At 52.0% G+C, this 15,090-nt stretch carries 14 protein-coding genes and 1 pseudogene; 7 read left to right on the forward strand and 8 right to left on the reverse strand.

Annotated features, from left to right (window positions below):
* Positions 1 to 378: 378 nt before the first annotated feature.
* The 6 genes from ACFPPD_RS17385 to ACFPPD_RS17410 all read right to left on the reverse strand — a co-directional run bounded on the left by ACFPPD_RS17385 (position 379) and on the right by ACFPPD_RS17410 (position 7,665).
* Entirely contained in the window at positions 379 to 2,595 is a 2,217-nt protein-coding gene (locus ACFPPD_RS17385) for an MMPL family transporter (protein ID WP_209749749.1), read from the reverse strand.
* Positions 2,596 to 2,751: 156 nt separating this feature from the next.
* Positions 2,752 to 3,399, reverse strand: coding sequence for a response regulator transcription factor (locus ACFPPD_RS17390; protein ID WP_209749748.1), 648 nt, complete (start codon positions 3,397 to 3,399; stop codon positions 2,752 to 2,754).
* A complete protein-coding gene (locus tag ACFPPD_RS17395; protein WP_209749747.1) occupies positions 3,389 to 4,603 on the reverse strand; it encodes a sensor histidine kinase in 1,215 nt (404 codons plus the stop codon). The genes ACFPPD_RS17390 and ACFPPD_RS17395 overlap by 11 nt, the downstream gene beginning before the upstream one ends.
* 205 nt (positions 4,604 to 4,808) lie before the next feature.
* Positions 4,809 to 6,092 (reverse strand): glycoside hydrolase family 27 protein, encoded by a 1,284-nt coding sequence (locus ACFPPD_RS17400; protein ID WP_378082711.1) that lies wholly within the window; start codon positions 6,090 to 6,092, stop codon positions 4,809 to 4,811.
* A gap of 117 nt (positions 6,093 to 6,209) precedes the next feature.
* Positions 6,210 to 6,944 carry a helix-turn-helix transcriptional regulator gene (locus ACFPPD_RS17405; RefSeq protein WP_378082713.1) on the reverse strand — a complete coding sequence of 245 codons (735 nt, stop codon included), beginning with the start codon at positions 6,942 to 6,944 and terminating at the stop codon, positions 6,210 to 6,212.
* Between the two features lie 139 nt (positions 6,945 to 7,083).
* Positions 7,084 to 7,665 carry a TetR/AcrR family transcriptional regulator gene (locus tag ACFPPD_RS17410; protein WP_209749745.1) on the reverse strand — a complete coding sequence of 194 codons (582 nt, stop codon included), beginning with the start codon at positions 7,663 to 7,665 and terminating at the stop codon, positions 7,084 to 7,086.
* 129 nt (positions 7,666 to 7,794) lie between these two features.
* Between ACFPPD_RS17410 and ACFPPD_RS17415 the strand changes: the two genes are divergently transcribed.
* Both ACFPPD_RS17415 and ACFPPD_RS17420 read left to right on the forward strand, forming a co-directional pair.
* Entirely contained in the window at positions 7,795 to 8,613 is an 819-nt protein-coding gene (locus tag ACFPPD_RS17415) for an SDR family oxidoreductase (RefSeq protein ID WP_209749744.1), read from the forward strand.
* A gap of 147 nt (positions 8,614 to 8,760) precedes the next feature.
* A pseudogene (locus ACFPPD_RS17420) lies at positions 8,761 to 9,094 on the forward strand (ATP-binding cassette domain-containing protein); the annotation flags it as partial.
* 89 nt (positions 9,095 to 9,183) lie between these two features.
* Here the strand turns inward: ACFPPD_RS17420 and ACFPPD_RS17425 are convergent.
* Positions 9,184 to 9,504, reverse strand: a complete 321-nt coding sequence (locus ACFPPD_RS17425) for a winged helix-turn-helix transcriptional regulator (protein WP_209749743.1) — start codon at positions 9,502 to 9,504, stop codon at positions 9,184 to 9,186.
* Between the two features lie 208 nt (positions 9,505 to 9,712).
* Between ACFPPD_RS17425 and ACFPPD_RS17430 the strand changes: the two genes are divergently transcribed.
* The 5 genes from ACFPPD_RS17430 to ACFPPD_RS17450 are packed head-to-tail and all read left to right on the forward strand — an operon-like array spanning position 9,713 to position 13,478.
* On the forward strand, positions 9,713 to 10,078 hold the full coding sequence (locus tag ACFPPD_RS17430; RefSeq protein WP_209749742.1) for a DoxX family protein: 366 nt from the start codon (positions 9,713 to 9,715) through the stop codon (positions 10,076 to 10,078).
* 23 nt (positions 10,079 to 10,101) lie between these two features.
* Positions 10,102 to 10,869, forward strand: coding sequence for a DODA-type extradiol aromatic ring-opening family dioxygenase (locus ACFPPD_RS17435; RefSeq protein ID WP_209749741.1), 768 nt, complete (start codon positions 10,102 to 10,104; stop codon positions 10,867 to 10,869).
* Positions 10,870 to 10,886: 17 nt separating this feature from the next.
* A complete protein-coding gene (locus ACFPPD_RS17440) occupies positions 10,887 to 11,639 on the forward strand; it encodes a GTP cyclohydrolase II (protein WP_209749740.1) in 753 nt (250 codons plus the stop codon).
* A gap of 40 nt (positions 11,640 to 11,679) precedes the next feature.
* On the forward strand, positions 11,680 to 12,816 hold the full coding sequence (locus ACFPPD_RS17445; RefSeq protein WP_209749739.1) for an NADH-dependent flavin oxidoreductase: 1,137 nt from the start codon (positions 11,680 to 11,682) through the stop codon (positions 12,814 to 12,816).
* A gap of 23 nt (positions 12,817 to 12,839) precedes the next feature.
* Positions 12,840 to 13,478 carry a nitroreductase family protein gene (locus ACFPPD_RS17450; protein ID WP_378082715.1) on the forward strand — a complete coding sequence of 213 codons (639 nt, stop codon included), beginning with the start codon at positions 12,840 to 12,842 and terminating at the stop codon, positions 13,476 to 13,478.
* 98 nt (positions 13,479 to 13,576) lie between these two features.
* On the opposite strand, the gene ACFPPD_RS17455 is transcribed toward ACFPPD_RS17450, so the two are convergent.
* Entirely contained in the window at positions 13,577 to 15,043 is a 1,467-nt protein-coding gene (locus tag ACFPPD_RS17455) for an alpha-L-fucosidase (protein WP_378082716.1), read from the reverse strand.
* Positions 15,044 to 15,090 lie beyond the last annotated feature (47 nt).

Genomic DNA, 15,090 nt, shown 5'->3' on the forward strand with positions numbered 1-15,090 from the left:
GTTTTGCTGTTTTCGTGCAAAAAAAAGAGCGGGCTATCTTTTCGATAACCTGCTCTTGTTCTTGATTTTGGCCCTGCTCCTTAACTTAATGACATTGGAGGTAAAGCCTCCGGTTTTTCTTAATGTCTTTATTGTTTAATACGACACAGCGTTATCTATTAAGGCGAGAAGACTCCCTCTTTCTTTTCCTTTTTTTCAAGAAAATCATAACGCCGAGAACATGTACTGCCAACCAGAGCAGTACAGCGGGCCACCATGTGTATAATGTTTCTGCATTCATTTTTCATTTCCCCTTATCGTTAAATGGATTAAAAAGAGCCGCCTTAATCGTCTAAACGGTGCGCGACTTAAACCGGAGCATTCTTTAGATTGCGACTTTCATTCTACATGCACTCCTTTTGGTTTCTTCAGAATATATTCCTCTTTCAGAACGCTCGTCTTCTGGAACGATTCCCCTTCCACATCGATCTTAGGCAGCATCCGATCCAACCACTTTGGGAAGTACCAGGCCGACTTGCCGAGAAGGGACATGGCGGCAGGCACAAGAGTTAGCCGCACGACGAAGGCGTCGAAAACAATGCCGAAGGTAAGGGCGAGCCCCATGGATTTTACGATCGTATCGTCGGCGAAGATGAAGCTGGCGAATACGGCGATCATAATGAAGCCTGCCGCCAATACGATTTTTCCGCTGCTTTTCAACCCGTACAGGATGGCTTTCTTCGGATGCCCGTCATGGACGAACTTCTCGCGCATCCCGCTGACCAGAAACACCTCATAGTCCATAGCGAGCCCGAACAGTATGCCTGCCACCAAGACCGGCAGGAAGTTCAAGACCGGAGCGGGTTCCGGGATTCCGAATAGGCTAGCCATATGCCCGTCTTGGACGACGAACACGATAAACCCGAGCGTTGCCGTAAGCGTTAGAAGATAACCGAGAACCGCTTTGATCGGGATCAGAATGGAGCGCAACACGATGGCCAGAAGACTAAATGCCAGCAGTAAGATCAATCCCGCGAACTTGGGCAAGGCTTGATTAAGCGTGTCCGAAATATCGATATTGATGGCCGTAGCGCCCGTAACCATAAGTTCCACATGATATTGATCTTTTAGGCTCTCCGCTTGCTCGCGAATGAGCTTGACCAGATCGCTCGTCTTCGCGTCTTGCGGTCCCGTCTTCGGCAACAAGGTCAAGATAGCCGTATCGCCGTACTTATTCATATACGGCGGAGTGACGCTAGAGACGTTCGGCAAGCCGCTTATCCCTTTCGTCGCTTCGGCAATGGCCGTTGCGGGATCGCTCGCTGCAGAGTCTGCTTGGGCCACGACAATGAGAGGTCCGTTAAATCCGGGGCCGAAGCCTTCGGCCAGCAAGTCATAGGCCCTACGCTCCGTCATGTCCGCGGATTTGGAACCGTTGTCGGGCAGCCCGGTATGCATATGCAAGACAGGCAGACTGATCAATCCTAATAACAGGACGGATACGACGAGAACGGGCAGAGGATATTTGGTCACGAATCGTCCCCAAAGGTTGGATTCCGGAACCAGCTTCACGGGCTGCTTGGTTGGATGGACGTTCTTCGTTGTTTTTGGCTTGAACAAGTTTTTCGAGCAACCTAGAAGAGCCGGGATGCAGAACAGAGATACCAGCACGGCTACGAACACGGTAACGGCGGCGGCAAGCCCCATCGCGCCCAGGAAGGGGATTCCGGTGACGGTTAATCCAACCAACGCAATGATTACCGTAAGGCCCGCGAACACGACCGCGCTTCCCGCCGTCGCATTGGCCAACGCCGCAGCTTCCTCGCGTTCTTTGCCGTCTTTCAAATTTTGCTTGTAACGCGAAATGATGAACAACCCGTAGTCGATGCCGACGGCCAGACCCAGCATAGCCGCAAGAGACAAGGAGAATGAGGGGATTTCCGTATAATGCGACCCGACGAAGATCAACATTATTCCGATTCCGAGCGCGATTACCGCAGTCAGAATGGGAAGCCCTGCCGCCAGGAAAGAGCCCAACGTGAGAACCAATATCAGAAAAGCGACCGCAATCCCGACGATCTCGGAGCTTCCGCCGGCTTCGACCTCGGACAAGGCGACCGTTCCGCCGAGCTCGGTCTGCAAGCCCTGGCTATTGGCTCCTTCAATGGACTTTAACGCATGATCGATCGATTCCTTCGAAACATCGTCCGCCGCGGCTTTATAGGTAACGGTGGAAAAACCGATCCGTTTGTCCGGACTGAGAGTGTTGGCGTCGTATAGCGTGGTTATCGATGCAATCCCGGTATCCGTCGCGATTTCCTTTTCCGTCGATTGAATGAGTTGCTTGACGGAGTCGGTCTCCAACGTCTCGTTCTCGGGGGCCTTATAAATCAACCGGATCGTTCCTCCCCCTCCCGACGTTGTGCCGAAAGCCTGGGACAATACTTGCTGCGCTTTCTCCGACTTGGTACCGGGAATGGTCATTCCCCCGCTAAAGGCGGATCCCATGCCTACTCCTAGCGCAATGGCCAGGATAAGCAGGGCAACCGTTCCGAATAGTACCGTCTTTCGTTTGCGAAATGCCCATTTTCCAATTCCGTACAAGTAGTTAGCCATCCGAATGTGTTCCCTCCACTATGAATCTGTTTGTATGACTCTCATCATACCTGCGATTCGCGGAGCGGATATCGAACGAAAGGGCATGCCCTTTCGGGCAATTATGGGCAAAAAAAAGACGTACCTTAGAGCCGTGGCTCCTCCGTACGTCTTCGTTCAGATTTTGACGATGCCGCGCTCCAACGCTACGGCAACCGCTTGGGAACGCGTATCCACTCCCAATTTATTGTAGAGACTCGTGAGATGCGCTTTGACCGTCCGCTCCGATATTCCCATCTCCGCGGCGATTTCTTTGTTCCGATACCCTTGCGCGATGGCTTGCAGGACATAACGTTCCTTCTCGGAGAGCTGCGTTGATTCCTTGGCTTTGCTTGTTGTCTCCTGCTTTTGTTTGGCTTGGAACACTCTTGTTATAATTTCGGGTTGGAGAAGAGTCTCCCCTCTTAAAGCGGACTCGAGCGTGCGGAATAAGGTCTCTCTCCCCGTATCCTTCAGGAGATACCCTTTGGCGCCCAGTTCAAGACCGCGGAGCATCAACTCGTCCTCATTGTAAGTGGTGAGAATGATGACGGGAATCTCCCAATGCCTCGCCTTCATTTCTTGCATCGCCTCAAGCCCGCTCATTCGGGGCATATTCAAGTCGATCAGAATGACATCGGGCTTCTCCGATTCCAGCAGCGTCAATGCCGCGGCGCCGTCTTCCGCTTCGGCCACGACTTCATACGAATGACTGGTCTCCAGGATGAGCTTCAAGCCTTCACGGATGTAGAAGTGGTCGTCCACGATCATCACTTTATGCTTCATTTGCTTCTCCTTTCCCAAGCGGGACTTGAATCCGAATCATCGTTCCCTTCGAATCGCTCTGAACCTCGAAGGAGCCACCGATGATACGGACTCGCTCCTGGATGCCGAGAAGGCCGTAATGGCCTGGTTGTTTGCCGATTTGCGCGGGGTCAAAACCTTGCCCGTCGTCCCGAATCTCGAGGCGGATCGCAGAACCGGCTCGCTTCATCAGAATCCATACCTGATCCGCCTGCGTATGCTTGGATACGTTGGCGAGACATTCCCTGACGATGTGAAGACAATGCTCCGTTAAGAGCTTGGACAGAGGGTTTGGCGGATCCAATTCGATATGGACCCGGATGCCCGACTCTTGTCGGTAGCGTTCGATCTCCTCGTTCAAGATCTGGACGAAGTCGGCATGCGAGGCCGAGATGGCGCGCAGGTTGTCTATAACCTGCCTGGCCTCCGCCATCGTTCTTCGGGCTCGTTCCATCGATTGATGGACGATCTCTTGGGCTCTTCGGGGATTGTCGGCGGACAGGTGGGCATCTACGGCTTCGAGCTGCATGATGAGTCCGGCTAAGCCCTGGGCCAACGTATCGTGCAGGTCCCGGGCCATCCGCTGGCGCTCGTTCGAGATCGTCAGCTCTTCCACTCTCAGGTGCGCGATCTCGAGCTCAGCCAAGAAGGACTGGGTGCGGCGCTGGGCTTGAAGCTGGCGAATGGCGAGCTGAGTAGTCGCCATCACGACCAACGTCATGAGCAGATACAAAGGGAGAAGCAAAGCTAATAAATGGGCGTCGCCGATATAAGCGGCCGTACAGCTGAACATAAGGTAATAAACGACAAAGGTGACGATGATATATCGCTTCTTCCGATAAACGGCCACGCTTTGCCCGATCATCACCGGATTCAACGCCACCAGGAAGACTGGGGAACCGTCCGGCACAAGGTATGCGGCCCCGTTGATCAGAAGGGCCTGGACAAGGAAATACAACCACGGCCGCTTATTCGTCAATGTCTCGGAGTGCCAGAGCAGAGAGGCGTGCAGGAGCATCAAACCTCCGAAGAACAGGAGCGGTATGAACTGCAGGTCTTTTACCGACAGTAAGATGAGCGTTCCGATGCAAACCAGAGCAATCCAACCCATAAGAGGCCAACGGGTCATCCGTACTGCGGCGGGCATTCGTAATGGCGACCCCTGTAGATCCTTCATTCCGGTCATTCCCATCGCTCCTTCCCCGTAAGGCTTGTACGCCTTTATTGAAATCTTAATAACTATACAATAGCATCCGTTGAGAATAAAGAATCCTTAACCACTCCGGACTTCGGCATTCCGACATGATCGAGTTGGTTCCTATCAAAAAAGAAAAGGAATCCGGTCAATCGACCGGGTTCCTTTTCTTCCAGTACCAGAAAGTATATCGATGTTATCTTGATAATCGATAAAGCGCCGCGCCATGCGGAGGGATGGAGACAACCAATCGATCCGTAAGCGTACCGATTTCCGTTCCCGTCCATAATTCCTTTGCCGTAACCGGTTCCGCGAGCTCAAGATCGGCAAGGTTTAACGTCAGTTCCAAATCTTTGTCCCCTGTATTGAACAAGGCGACGTAACGAACTTCGTTAGGACCGTCCGCCGTCCAGGCGACGCGGTCATCTTCACGGTAGACAAGTTTCGCTCCGGAGCTGCGTTGATGCATTTCGAGAACATCCGAATTCGTAAGCAATCGGTTCGTCCAATCGTCGTTATCCCTTAGCTCGCCTCCAAAGAACAAAGGAGAACGGAAAATCGTCCATAAGGTCATCATCGTTACCTGTTCATGCCGGGTAAATCGCGTCCATCGATCGGCGCCGCCCCCGTCTACGGAACGGATGCCGATATGGCCGAGCGGAAGCATATCGCAATCGGGCCATACGCCGTCGCCGGTTTTTCCCTGCCATTGCTCGCAACGATCGAACATATCCAAGAGCAAGTCCCACAAGTCCCAGAAGTCGTCCGTCATCCGCCACATATTCGCATTGCTCGCCAATTCGTCATTGTAGCGCACGGGAGCAGGACCGGGGGAAAGACTGAGTACCATAGGCCGTCCGCAACGATCGATCGCTTTTCGAATCATCTCGATTTCGGGCAGATGGGAGTCATATAACCTGGAAGCCGCGATATCGTCCACTTTCACGAAGTCGACTCCCCACTCCGCATACAATTCGAAGAGAGAATCGTAATAAGCTTGAGCCCCGTCTTGGGAGGCATCGACACCGTACATATCCGTATTCCAAGGACAAATCGAGTTGGCGTGGGCGATGTCGCGAGCCGTCGCCGTTCCATGTTTAATCGGCGTATTCGCATGAGCGGCTTGCCGCGGAATTCCTCGCATGATATGGATGCCGAATTTCAACCCGAGACTATGGACATAATCCGAAAGAGGACGAAATCCTTTTCCCCCCGCAGCCGAAGGGAAGCGGTTCACGGCCGGTACGAGACGGGAATATTCGTCCATTTCAAGCGGAGCGAACTTCCGGTATATCGATGAGGTTGCCCCCGGTTCGTACCATTGGATATCGACGACGACATATTCCCATCCGTATGCTTTCAGATGTTCGGCCATATACTCCGCGTTCCCGCGAATTTCCGCTTCCGTAACCGCCGCTCCGTAGCAATCCCAGCTATTCCAGCCCATCGGCGGCGTAGGCGCATGTTTGCGATGAATCAAGCTCGTCACTCCTCTATGAGACAATATTGCTTACACAACATCATGATAGTCGGAGATTATTCCTTAATCTACAATAATTTATTACTTCGATAGCACAAAATTGCTCTTGTAATTTCATTAGTCGAAGAAAAGCCGGTTATAATGCAAGCTTTTATTGCCGGAACGGAACGAACCGGGGGTTTGTCCGGTTAATTTGCGAAAAACTTTAATGAAATAACTGCCGGTGGAATAACCGACTTCGGTGCCGATTCGGTCGATGCTCCAATCCGTCGTTCGGAGCAGCTCGATTGCCCGTTCAATCCGCACGCGGTTTAAATAATCGTTCGGAGTGATGCCGACGAAGCGGGAAAACGATCTCAATAAATGAAATTTGGAAAGAAGAAGGCTCTCCGCAAGCTGCTCCAACCCAACCGTTCGGCTGTAATTTCGGTCCAAGTAGCGAACGGCCTCTTTAATCGAATCCGGCCATCCTTCCTTGTTTTTTGCGTGGGTAGCCGACAATCTTTTGAGCTCTATGATGAACTGGTACACGTAAGACGATGCAAGATAAGGATCCGTTATTCTCCCGGCTTGCGCCTCGGCGAATATATCCCGAAGCATGCGAATCGGGATGCTCCCGGGTTCCAAGACGGGAGTCGAGCCGATTGTCGCTTTAATCTGTTCCCAAATCGGAAAAATCAGCTGCGGGCGAAATAAGATGAAAAAAAACTCCCAAGGGTCCGAGCCCTCCGGATAATAGTATCGGTGGTCGTCCGGAATTTCCGCGAGAAACGCCCTTCCTTGAGGGATCCGATAGCTTTCCTTGCCTTTTTCGAAGATTCCTTCGCCGCTGACCGTATATTGAAAAAGCAAAAGAGGCCCATCCGTTCGGATTAATCCGTCCCAATGGTAAGAGGGCGAATGGACGCGATCATGCCCTACCGCGAAAAGATTGCATAACAGCAAATCCGCGATATCGTTAAAACGAAAACCAAACGTACCAAATCCAAGGTCAGCTGTCATTCGGCACCTCGTCTTCGTTCCGATACGCGGGCAGCGTCGACATGGCCACGCCCGTCAACCGCAGCGCGACTTCCGCGCAAGTGCCTTTGAGCCCTTCGTCCAACCAGCGATCGAAGAAGCCGACCGTACCGTAAGCCGCGAACGTCGCGTGCGTCTCGTCGCGATAAATCGGTTGCAAGCGGGAGCGAAGAATAGCGGCTAATTTGGTCGCGAATGCGTTGTCTTTCAGTCTGCTCTTGTAAAAGTGGCGATATGCCCGAATATGCTCACATATGGCAATCGCGGCGGGATATGTGTGTTGCTGCGAATCGAGCGACATTCGAATTAAGCGCTCTTCGTCCAGTTCGCCGCCATAGAGCCCTTCCAGCTCGCCGGTGATTCGATCGGTCAGACGGTCCATCAAGTCGTATTTATCAAGGAAATGCAAATAAAAGGTCGAGCGGCTGACGCCCGCCTTGCGGACGATGGCGTGCACGGTTATTTTCTCGAAGGGGCCGATCGCAAGCAGCTCCAAGAAAGCCTGAATGATGTATCCTCGCGCGTTCATGCCGTTGTTGTCATAATCGTTCATGGTTGCCGGCCTCCCGTAAAAATGGACATTTGCAAGCCGATTGTCGTTTGAACGAATACCGGGACAAGCCTATGCTTAAGATGAGGTATACGACTATGTTACCTAATCATCGCGCAGGAGGCAAAGCGTATGAAAAAAGTGTATGTCATCACGGGCGGATCCGGCGGTATGGGGAAAGCGATCGCGCGCCGTCTCGGCAAGTCGGGGACGGTATTGCTGGCCGACGTAAACGAAGAACGATTGAAGCTAGCCGCGGCCGAACTGGCGGAAGGCGGATTGACGGACGTGGCGTACCGGACCGTGGACATCACGAACGAGAACCAGGTGAGCAAGCTAGCGGAAGCCGCCGCGAAACTGGGCGAGCTCGGCGCCATCGTACACACCGCGGGCCTGTCGCCGACGATGGCGGACGGCCGCAGAATCATGGAAGTGAATTCGGTCGGCACCGGCCTTATCCTGAAAGCGTTCTTGCCTCTCGCGGGGCCGGGCACCGTCGCCGTATGCATCTCGTCGATGTCGGCGTATATGCTCCCGCGCAACGATGCCTATAACGGTATGCTGGCGAATCCGCTCGCACCGGAATTTCTGGATCGGATCGCGGCTTTCACGAATAACGCTTCCGAAGCGGCATACGTTTTCTCCAAACTCGGCGTCATCCTGATGGTCGAGGATCAAGCATGGGAATGGGGACGGAAGGGCGCGCGCATCGTATCCGTCTCGCCGGGCACGATCAATACGCCGATGGCCAGACAGGAAGCATCCCAGTCGGAGCAAATGAAGACGCTTCTGGACAATACGCCGCTAGGCAGGGAAGGGGAAGCCGACGAGATCGCTTCGGCGGTCGCCTTCTTATGCGGCGACGACGCCTCCTACATTACCGGCACGGACATTCGCGTCGACGGCGGCACGATCGCCAACGTGCAGCGACTTGCTCGGTTGAAGCTATAACAGTTCAAAACGCCGACTAATTTCAATCGCAGTAATATTCGTAATATCGGGACGACGCGCGTACCTCATCGAGGTCCGCGCTTTTTTATTGTTCGTCAAAAAGTCGTCAAAGTGCTAATGAATGGGTCGGAAAAACGTTAGTCGGCCGAGGCGGAGAAGGAGGCACAGGTGGATCATTTCGTTCGCACGTTCCCTGAAGGTTATCGGACGGAATTGAACGAGGAGACGAGTAACGTATCGCAAGGGCAGAAGCAATTGCTGACGATTGCGAGGGCGATTCTAGCAAATCCGAGGGTGCTCATTCTTGACGAGGCGACCAGCTCCGTAGAAACCCGGACGGGACGCGGATCTGATTCTCTGTATGAACGAAGGCGATATCGTCGAGCAAGGCACGCATGAGGAGTTGATGCGTAAGGGCGGGTTCTACGCGAGCTTATATCAAAGCCAGTTCGAGCATGCGGAATTGGTCGCGGGTTATTAGTCGTCAATTCGGGCGCAAGAAGGCGATCCCTCTCCGATAGAAGCTCGGAAGGGGATCGCCTTGTTTTGTGCACGGATCTTATCGCTTCGTCATTGTTTCAATCCGTCATTCATCCATTTTGACGCCCAAGCGTAGATATCCGAAATAATCGGCCCCACGTCTTTTCCCTTTTCCGTTAATTGGTATTCAACTCTTGGCGGAACTTCGGGATAAATCGTTCGGGTGACCATGCCGGCGGCTTCGAGCTCTTTTAACCGCTCCGAGAGTAGGCGGCCGCTGACTTCCGTATCTCCTTCAAGATGGCAGAAACGTTTCGGTCCGGAAAGCAGCTGAAGCAAAATGGTGATCGCCCATTTTTTTCCCAATATATCCATCGCTTGGGTAACGAGACATGTCCTCGGTTTTTGCATATCGGATCATCCCTCTAATTCTGATTAAGGTATTATTATTATAACACAATAAAATTACTTGCAATAACTAAATTACTGTTGTACAGTTAAGTTACACAAAGTAAGTATTGGGACCGGGAAGATTAATCAAGTTTATTTTTTTAACCCAATACTTACTTTTAGTAATAAAATTACGATTTATTACAATGAATGAGAGGACAGTATGACTATGAACAAAGGTTTAGTTATTGCAGGCAGGGCGGTACTTGTGGTCGTGGGATTGTTCTTTATGATGAACGGTTTTTTCAAGGTATCGGGAGCCGAACAGGCGGTTACCGCGTTTCAGGGATACGGGTATTCCGACGGGTTCCGCGTTTTAATCGGCATCATTGAACTTGCTGGGGGACTCGCTTTGATCTTCCGGAAAACCTTCTTCTATGCCGCTGCTTTGCTCACGGCAGTACTGATCGGCGCGGTAGGAACACATATTACAAACGACGAAATGGCCATGCTTCCGATGCCCATCGCGCTGATCGTAATCCTGGTCGTCGCATTTATAAGAAGAAGGTCGCTGCAACAGGCTTACGCCCGTTAATCGAACAGGAGGTGTTCACTCGCATGGTTCCGGCTTTATTTATCGGTCACGGTTCGCCTATGATGGCCGTGCAAACAAACGACTATTCGCGGTTCCTTGGGGAATTGGGCCAACGCTACAAGCCAAAGGCGATTGTGATTTTCAGCGCCCACTGGGAGAGCGAGACGCTCGAGTTGACGTACACGGATGGGGTTCTCGATACGGTTTATGACTATTACGGGTTTCCGGACGAGATGTACCAGGTGAAATATCCGGCAAAGGGCTCTGTCGATATTGCGGAAATCCTCGAGGATCGCTTCAAGCGCAATGGCGTTCAAACGAAAAGAGAACTAAAGAGAGGCCTGGATCATGGTTCATGGGTTGCCTTGAAGCACATGTATCCGAACGCCGATATCCCTGTCGTTCAATTGTCCGTGCACCCTTATTTATCGCCCAAGGAACAATATCGTATTGGCCGGGCGCTGCAAGGGATCGGAGCGGATAATATTTTGGTCGTTGGCAGCGGGACCACCGTACACAATCTACGCTGGTTCTTTCCGAATGCATCGGAGCCGAAAGCCGAAGCGGTGCAATTCGACGATTGGATCATTGACAAAGTGCAAAAGCGGGATCTCGAGTCGCTGGATCGCTATACGGAGCTCGCCCCTCACGCGCGGCTGGCGGTTCCCAGGCCGGAGCACTTTGTGCCGCTCTTCTTGGCCATGGGCAGCGGAGACGAGAACATCGCTCCGATCGTCCTTCATCGATCGTATGATTTTGGCACCTTGAGCAATTTGTGCTTCGAATTTTGATAGGAGATGGATATATTATGATGACAAAAATGCTCGACCCTAATGTCGTTTCTCTTCTGAAAGAAAAAGTAAAGAAGATCGAGAACGGCGAAGAGGTCATCTATCTTGTCGGACCCATTAAATTGCCGATTAATCTGATGGGGAAAACCGTTCACTTCAACTGGTATTGCTGGCTAAATTCCCGCGAGGCGACGGACGAGATAGAGCAAATGATCGCCAAGCTGTCGGAAGGCAATTTAGCGGAATTCCAACAATCGAGCGTATTGGTTCACGGGGATTTTCAAAATGCCGACCGCGCCTTGATTCGGTTTCACTCCATCTGCCATACCGGCGATATATTCGGCAGCAAGCGCTGCGATTGCGGCTACCAGCTGAAGCAATCGTTGAAGCATATTGCCGAACACGGCCACGGCGCGCTATTTTATTTGGCCAATCATGAAGGCAGAGGCATAGGCTTGTTTAGCAAGGCGCTTGCTTATGTTTTGCAGGAGAACGGGTATGATACCGTAGATGCTAACCTTCAGCTTGGTTTTGCGGATGATGCGCGCGATTACGGCGCAGCAATCGAGGTGCTGAAATCGCTCCGAACCAAGCCGGTCACTCTTATTACGAACAATCCGCGAAAATTGGCGGCTTTGCAAGCGGCAGGCATGGATGTCGAGGGTCGGGTTCCGCTTTGGGGAGATGTCTCCGAATATAACGATAAATATTTGAAGACGAAAATTAAACGTTCCGGACACTTGAATGAAAGACGACGGGCGCTACCATAATGACTGATTACTGTTGATTACGAAAGGGGAATGAACGAATATGAAACCTGATTATGAGCCGTTATTCGAGGATTTGACTTTAAGAAGCGGTGTCAGGCTAAAAAACCGTCTGGCGATGGCGCCGATGACGACGATGTCCGCGAATCCGGACGACAGCGTCTCGGATGCGGAAATCCGTTACTATTCCCGAAGGTCCGGGGGAGTCGGCATGGTCATTACCGCATGCGCGTATGTCTCTTCGAACGGCAAAGGGTTTCCCGGTGAAATATCCGTGCATGACGATACATACATTCCAGGCTTGAAACGTCTTGCGGCGGCCATTAAGGAAAAAGGCGCGAAGGCCGTTCTGCAAATTTTTCACGGCGGCCGGATGAGCCCGGCGGAATTCGTGCCTGACGGCGATGTCGTAAGCGCGAGCGAGGTTCCTCCCGCTCAAGGCGTGGGTCTCGGGACGATGAAATCGCCGCGGCCGCTTGCGAATGAAGAGATCGAGGGGGTCATCCGCGAATTTGGCGAGGCGACGAGAAGAGCCGTCGAGGCCGGCTTCGACGGGGTCGAAATTCACGGTGCCAACGGCTACCTGCTTCAACAATTTTTCTCGCCGTATACGAACCGCCGCGAAGACCGCTGGGGAGGGAGCGTGGAGAATCGACTGCGTTTTCCGCTGGCGATCGTGGACGAGGTCAAGCGGACAGTTCAAGCGCATGCCGGGGCGCCGTTCCTTGTCGGATACCGCTTTTCCCCGGAAGAGCCGGAGACGCCGGGCATTACGATGGCGGAAACGTTCGTGTTAATAGATGCGCTGGCGGATAAAGGCCTGGATTACCTTCATGTTTCCCTGAACGATTTCTGGGCGGCTCCGAGGCGCGGGACGGAGGATACCCGTTCTCGAATGGAAATCATACAGGATCGAGTTGTTGCTAAAGTCCCCGTCATGGGTGTCGGCGCCATTCGAACCCCTGACGAAGCCGCCAAGGCGTTGCGAACGGGTGTATCGCTTATTGCGATTGGCCGCGAGCTTGTCGTCGATCCGGACTGGGCGGAAAAAACGATGGAAGGACGGGAAGCCGAAATCGCAACGACGCTAACGAAAGACGATCAACAGAAGTTGGTCGTACCGGATCCGTTGTGGCAAACGATTCTGCATGTTCCCGGCTGGTTTCCCCTGGCTGAATAAAATTGAATAAGGGAGACATTCATATGGTTCAAGTAATGAATTCAAGTTCGGTTGAAGAAATCGTTAGGACCAGAAGATCCGCCAATAACTTCGACAGCAGCGTGAAGATAACGCGCCGGGAAGCCGAAGAAATGTTTGAATTGGCCAAATTCGCTCCATCCGCTTATAATCTGCAACACGCACATTATGTTGTGGTCGATGATCCTGAACTCAAGCTAAAGATGAAGGAAGCCGCCTATCGTCAACATAAAGTCGAGACCGCTTCTGCCGCTCTTATTATTCTTGGGGACTTAGAAGCCTATAAGGATGCCGAACGCATATATGAAGGCATGCTTCATTTAGGAATACTGGATGAGCTGACTTATAAACAAACCATTGATTCCATTCATGCAGCATATCAACACGAAGAATTTCGAAAAGAAGAAGCCATTCGTAATGCATCGTTATCGGCTATGCAATTTATGCTTATTGCCAAATCAAAAGGATGGGATACTTGTCCGATGATTGGCTTTGATCCTGAGCAAATGAGAAGCCTCTTTAATATTCCCGATCGATATCATATCGTCATGATGATGACGATAGGCAAAGAAAAAACGAATCATCCTAGACCCAGAGGCTACCGTAAGCCGGTCGGTGAATTTGTTCAGTTTGGACCCTATTAAACCGGAAAAGTCTAGTCCTGATAAGAAGGCTTGAACCCTTTACACGGTTCAAGCCTTCTCGTTTTGTGGAATGAAGATCTTTTGGACGGTTCCATTTCCTATTCTAACTCGATTCGGAAGACAACCGGCACAGAGCTCTTAACTGTTGCCGTCCGAATCGTTAAAGCTTCATCGTTTCGGTCCCATGACGGCTTGTCATCGAATCCGAGCACGCGGATATCCCGGATGAATCCATGATAGTGGGGAGAATGCTCTTTCAACGAGCGAATGCGCACGATGCCATCTTCCGGATAAGCCAGAACCGTGGCATACAGATAACTTCCTTTTACCGTGAAACGGATGTCCGCGCTTGTGAAGGCAGTGGCCGCGCCGTCCGTAAATTGGCCTTCTTTGATTACCGTCGGACCTTCGCCGGAAGTTTTCCAATACGTCGTGCCGTAAATCGCTTCTCCGTTGATCCGCAGCCATTCGCCGATGGCAAGCAGGATATCACGGTCCTCGTCCGGGATCGTTCCGTCCGCTTTGGGTCCGACGTTGAGCAACAAACTGCCGTTTTTGCTGACGATATCGACTAGGTTCTGAATGATCTCCACCGGCGATTTATATTCATTATCGGGAGTATAGCACCAGGAGTTTCTCGCAACTGCCGTACAGGTTTGCCAGAAGCGCGGCTTCAGATCCGCGAATTGGCCTCTTTCCACATCGAGTACGGCGGTGCCGAACATGAAAGCGTCGTGTTTGTAATTGATGGCAACGGGGTATCCCCATTCTTCGCCTCTATTATAATAATAAGCCGCGAATTTCTTCAGGTACGGTTTGAAAGCGGCGTTTTGAATCCACCAATCGAAATAAAACACTTTGGGGCGGTAACGGTCCGCGAGCTCGCAGCAGCGAAGCAGCCAGTCCTCCAGAAACTCCCGATTCGGAGGAGAGCCTTCCAGATCCTGATGATCGGGCTCCGGCATCGCCGGCCAGTAGAAGTCGCCGCATGCGAGCGGTTCATGGATATCCGAATCAAATTCCTTGCCGTGGGACATGAAGAACCAGTGTTCCGCGCGGTGGGAAGAGACGCACAGCTCCAAGCCTTTGCGTTCGAACGCGGTTTTCATTTCGGCGAGAAGATCCCGGCCCGGCCCCATCTCGTAAGCGTTGAACCGGGAGAGTCCGCTTTTGTACATTTGAAAACCGTCATGGTGTTCGGCAACCGGCATCACGTATTTGGCCCCGCAGCGGCTGAACAACTCGGCCCACTCTTCCGCGTCGAACCGCTCCGCCTTGAACATCGGAATAAAATCCTTGTAACCGAATTGTTTGTGTTCTCCGTAGGTACGGATGTGATGCTCGTATTCCTTTGAATCTTTCATGTACATATTGCGCGAGTACCATTCGCTTGAGAAAGCGGGTACGGAATAAAGGCCCCAGTGAATAAAGATGCCGAATTTGGCGTCCTTGTACCATTCGGGAACCCGAAACGATGCGAGGGAGTCCCAATCGTCTTTGAATCGGCCTCTTGCAATCGTATCTTCAATCGCTTGCATTTCCTTTTTCTTATCCATTATGCGCATGACAGCCCTTTCCGGTTATATGTCTCTCATGATAGCGACAAGACATG

Origin of the sequence: Cohnella suwonensis (assembly GCF_042655365.1) — a bacterium.
GTDB lineage: Bacteria > Bacillota > Bacilli > Paenibacillales > Paenibacillaceae > Cohnella > Cohnella suwonensis.

What these genes read in the sequence shown, in the direction of transcription:
- ACFPPD_RS17385 (WP_209749749.1), bottom strand. Translation starts at nt 2,595, where the DNA reads ATGGCTAACTACTTGTACGGAATTGGAAAATGGGCATTTCGCAAACGA.
- ACFPPD_RS17390 (WP_209749748.1), bottom strand. Translation starts at nt 3,399, where the DNA reads ATGAAGCATAAAGTGATGATCGTGGACGACCACTTCTACATCCGTGAA.
- ACFPPD_RS17395 (WP_209749747.1), bottom strand. Translation starts at nt 4,603, where the DNA reads ATGACCGGAATGAAGGATCTACAGGGGTCGCCATTACGAATGCCCGCC.
- ACFPPD_RS17410 (WP_209749745.1), bottom strand. Translation starts at nt 7,665, where the DNA reads ATGAACGATTATGACAACAACGGCATGAACGCGCGAGGATACATCATT.
- ACFPPD_RS17415 (WP_209749744.1), top strand. Translation starts at nt 7,795, where the DNA reads ATGAAAAAAGTGTATGTCATCACGGGCGGATCCGGCGGTATGGGGAAA.
- ACFPPD_RS17425 (WP_209749743.1), bottom strand. Translation starts at nt 9,504, where the DNA reads ATGCAAAAACCGAGGACATGTCTCGTTACCCAAGCGATGGATATATTG.
- ACFPPD_RS17430 (WP_209749742.1), top strand. Translation starts at nt 9,713, where the DNA reads ATGAACAAAGGTTTAGTTATTGCAGGCAGGGCGGTACTTGTGGTCGTG.
- ACFPPD_RS17435 (WP_209749741.1), top strand. Translation starts at nt 10,102, where the DNA reads ATGGTTCCGGCTTTATTTATCGGTCACGGTTCGCCTATGATGGCCGTG.
- ACFPPD_RS17440 (WP_209749740.1), top strand. Translation starts at nt 10,887, where the DNA reads ATGATGACAAAAATGCTCGACCCTAATGTCGTTTCTCTTCTGAAAGAA.
- ACFPPD_RS17445 (WP_209749739.1), top strand. Translation starts at nt 11,680, where the DNA reads ATGAAACCTGATTATGAGCCGTTATTCGAGGATTTGACTTTAAGAAGC.
- ACFPPD_RS17450 (WP_378082715.1), top strand. Translation starts at nt 12,840, where the DNA reads ATGGTTCAAGTAATGAATTCAAGTTCGGTTGAAGAAATCGTTAGGACC.
- ACFPPD_RS17455 (WP_378082716.1), bottom strand. Translation starts at nt 15,043, where the DNA reads ATGCGCATAATGGATAAGAAAAAGGAAATGCAAGCGATTGAAGATACG.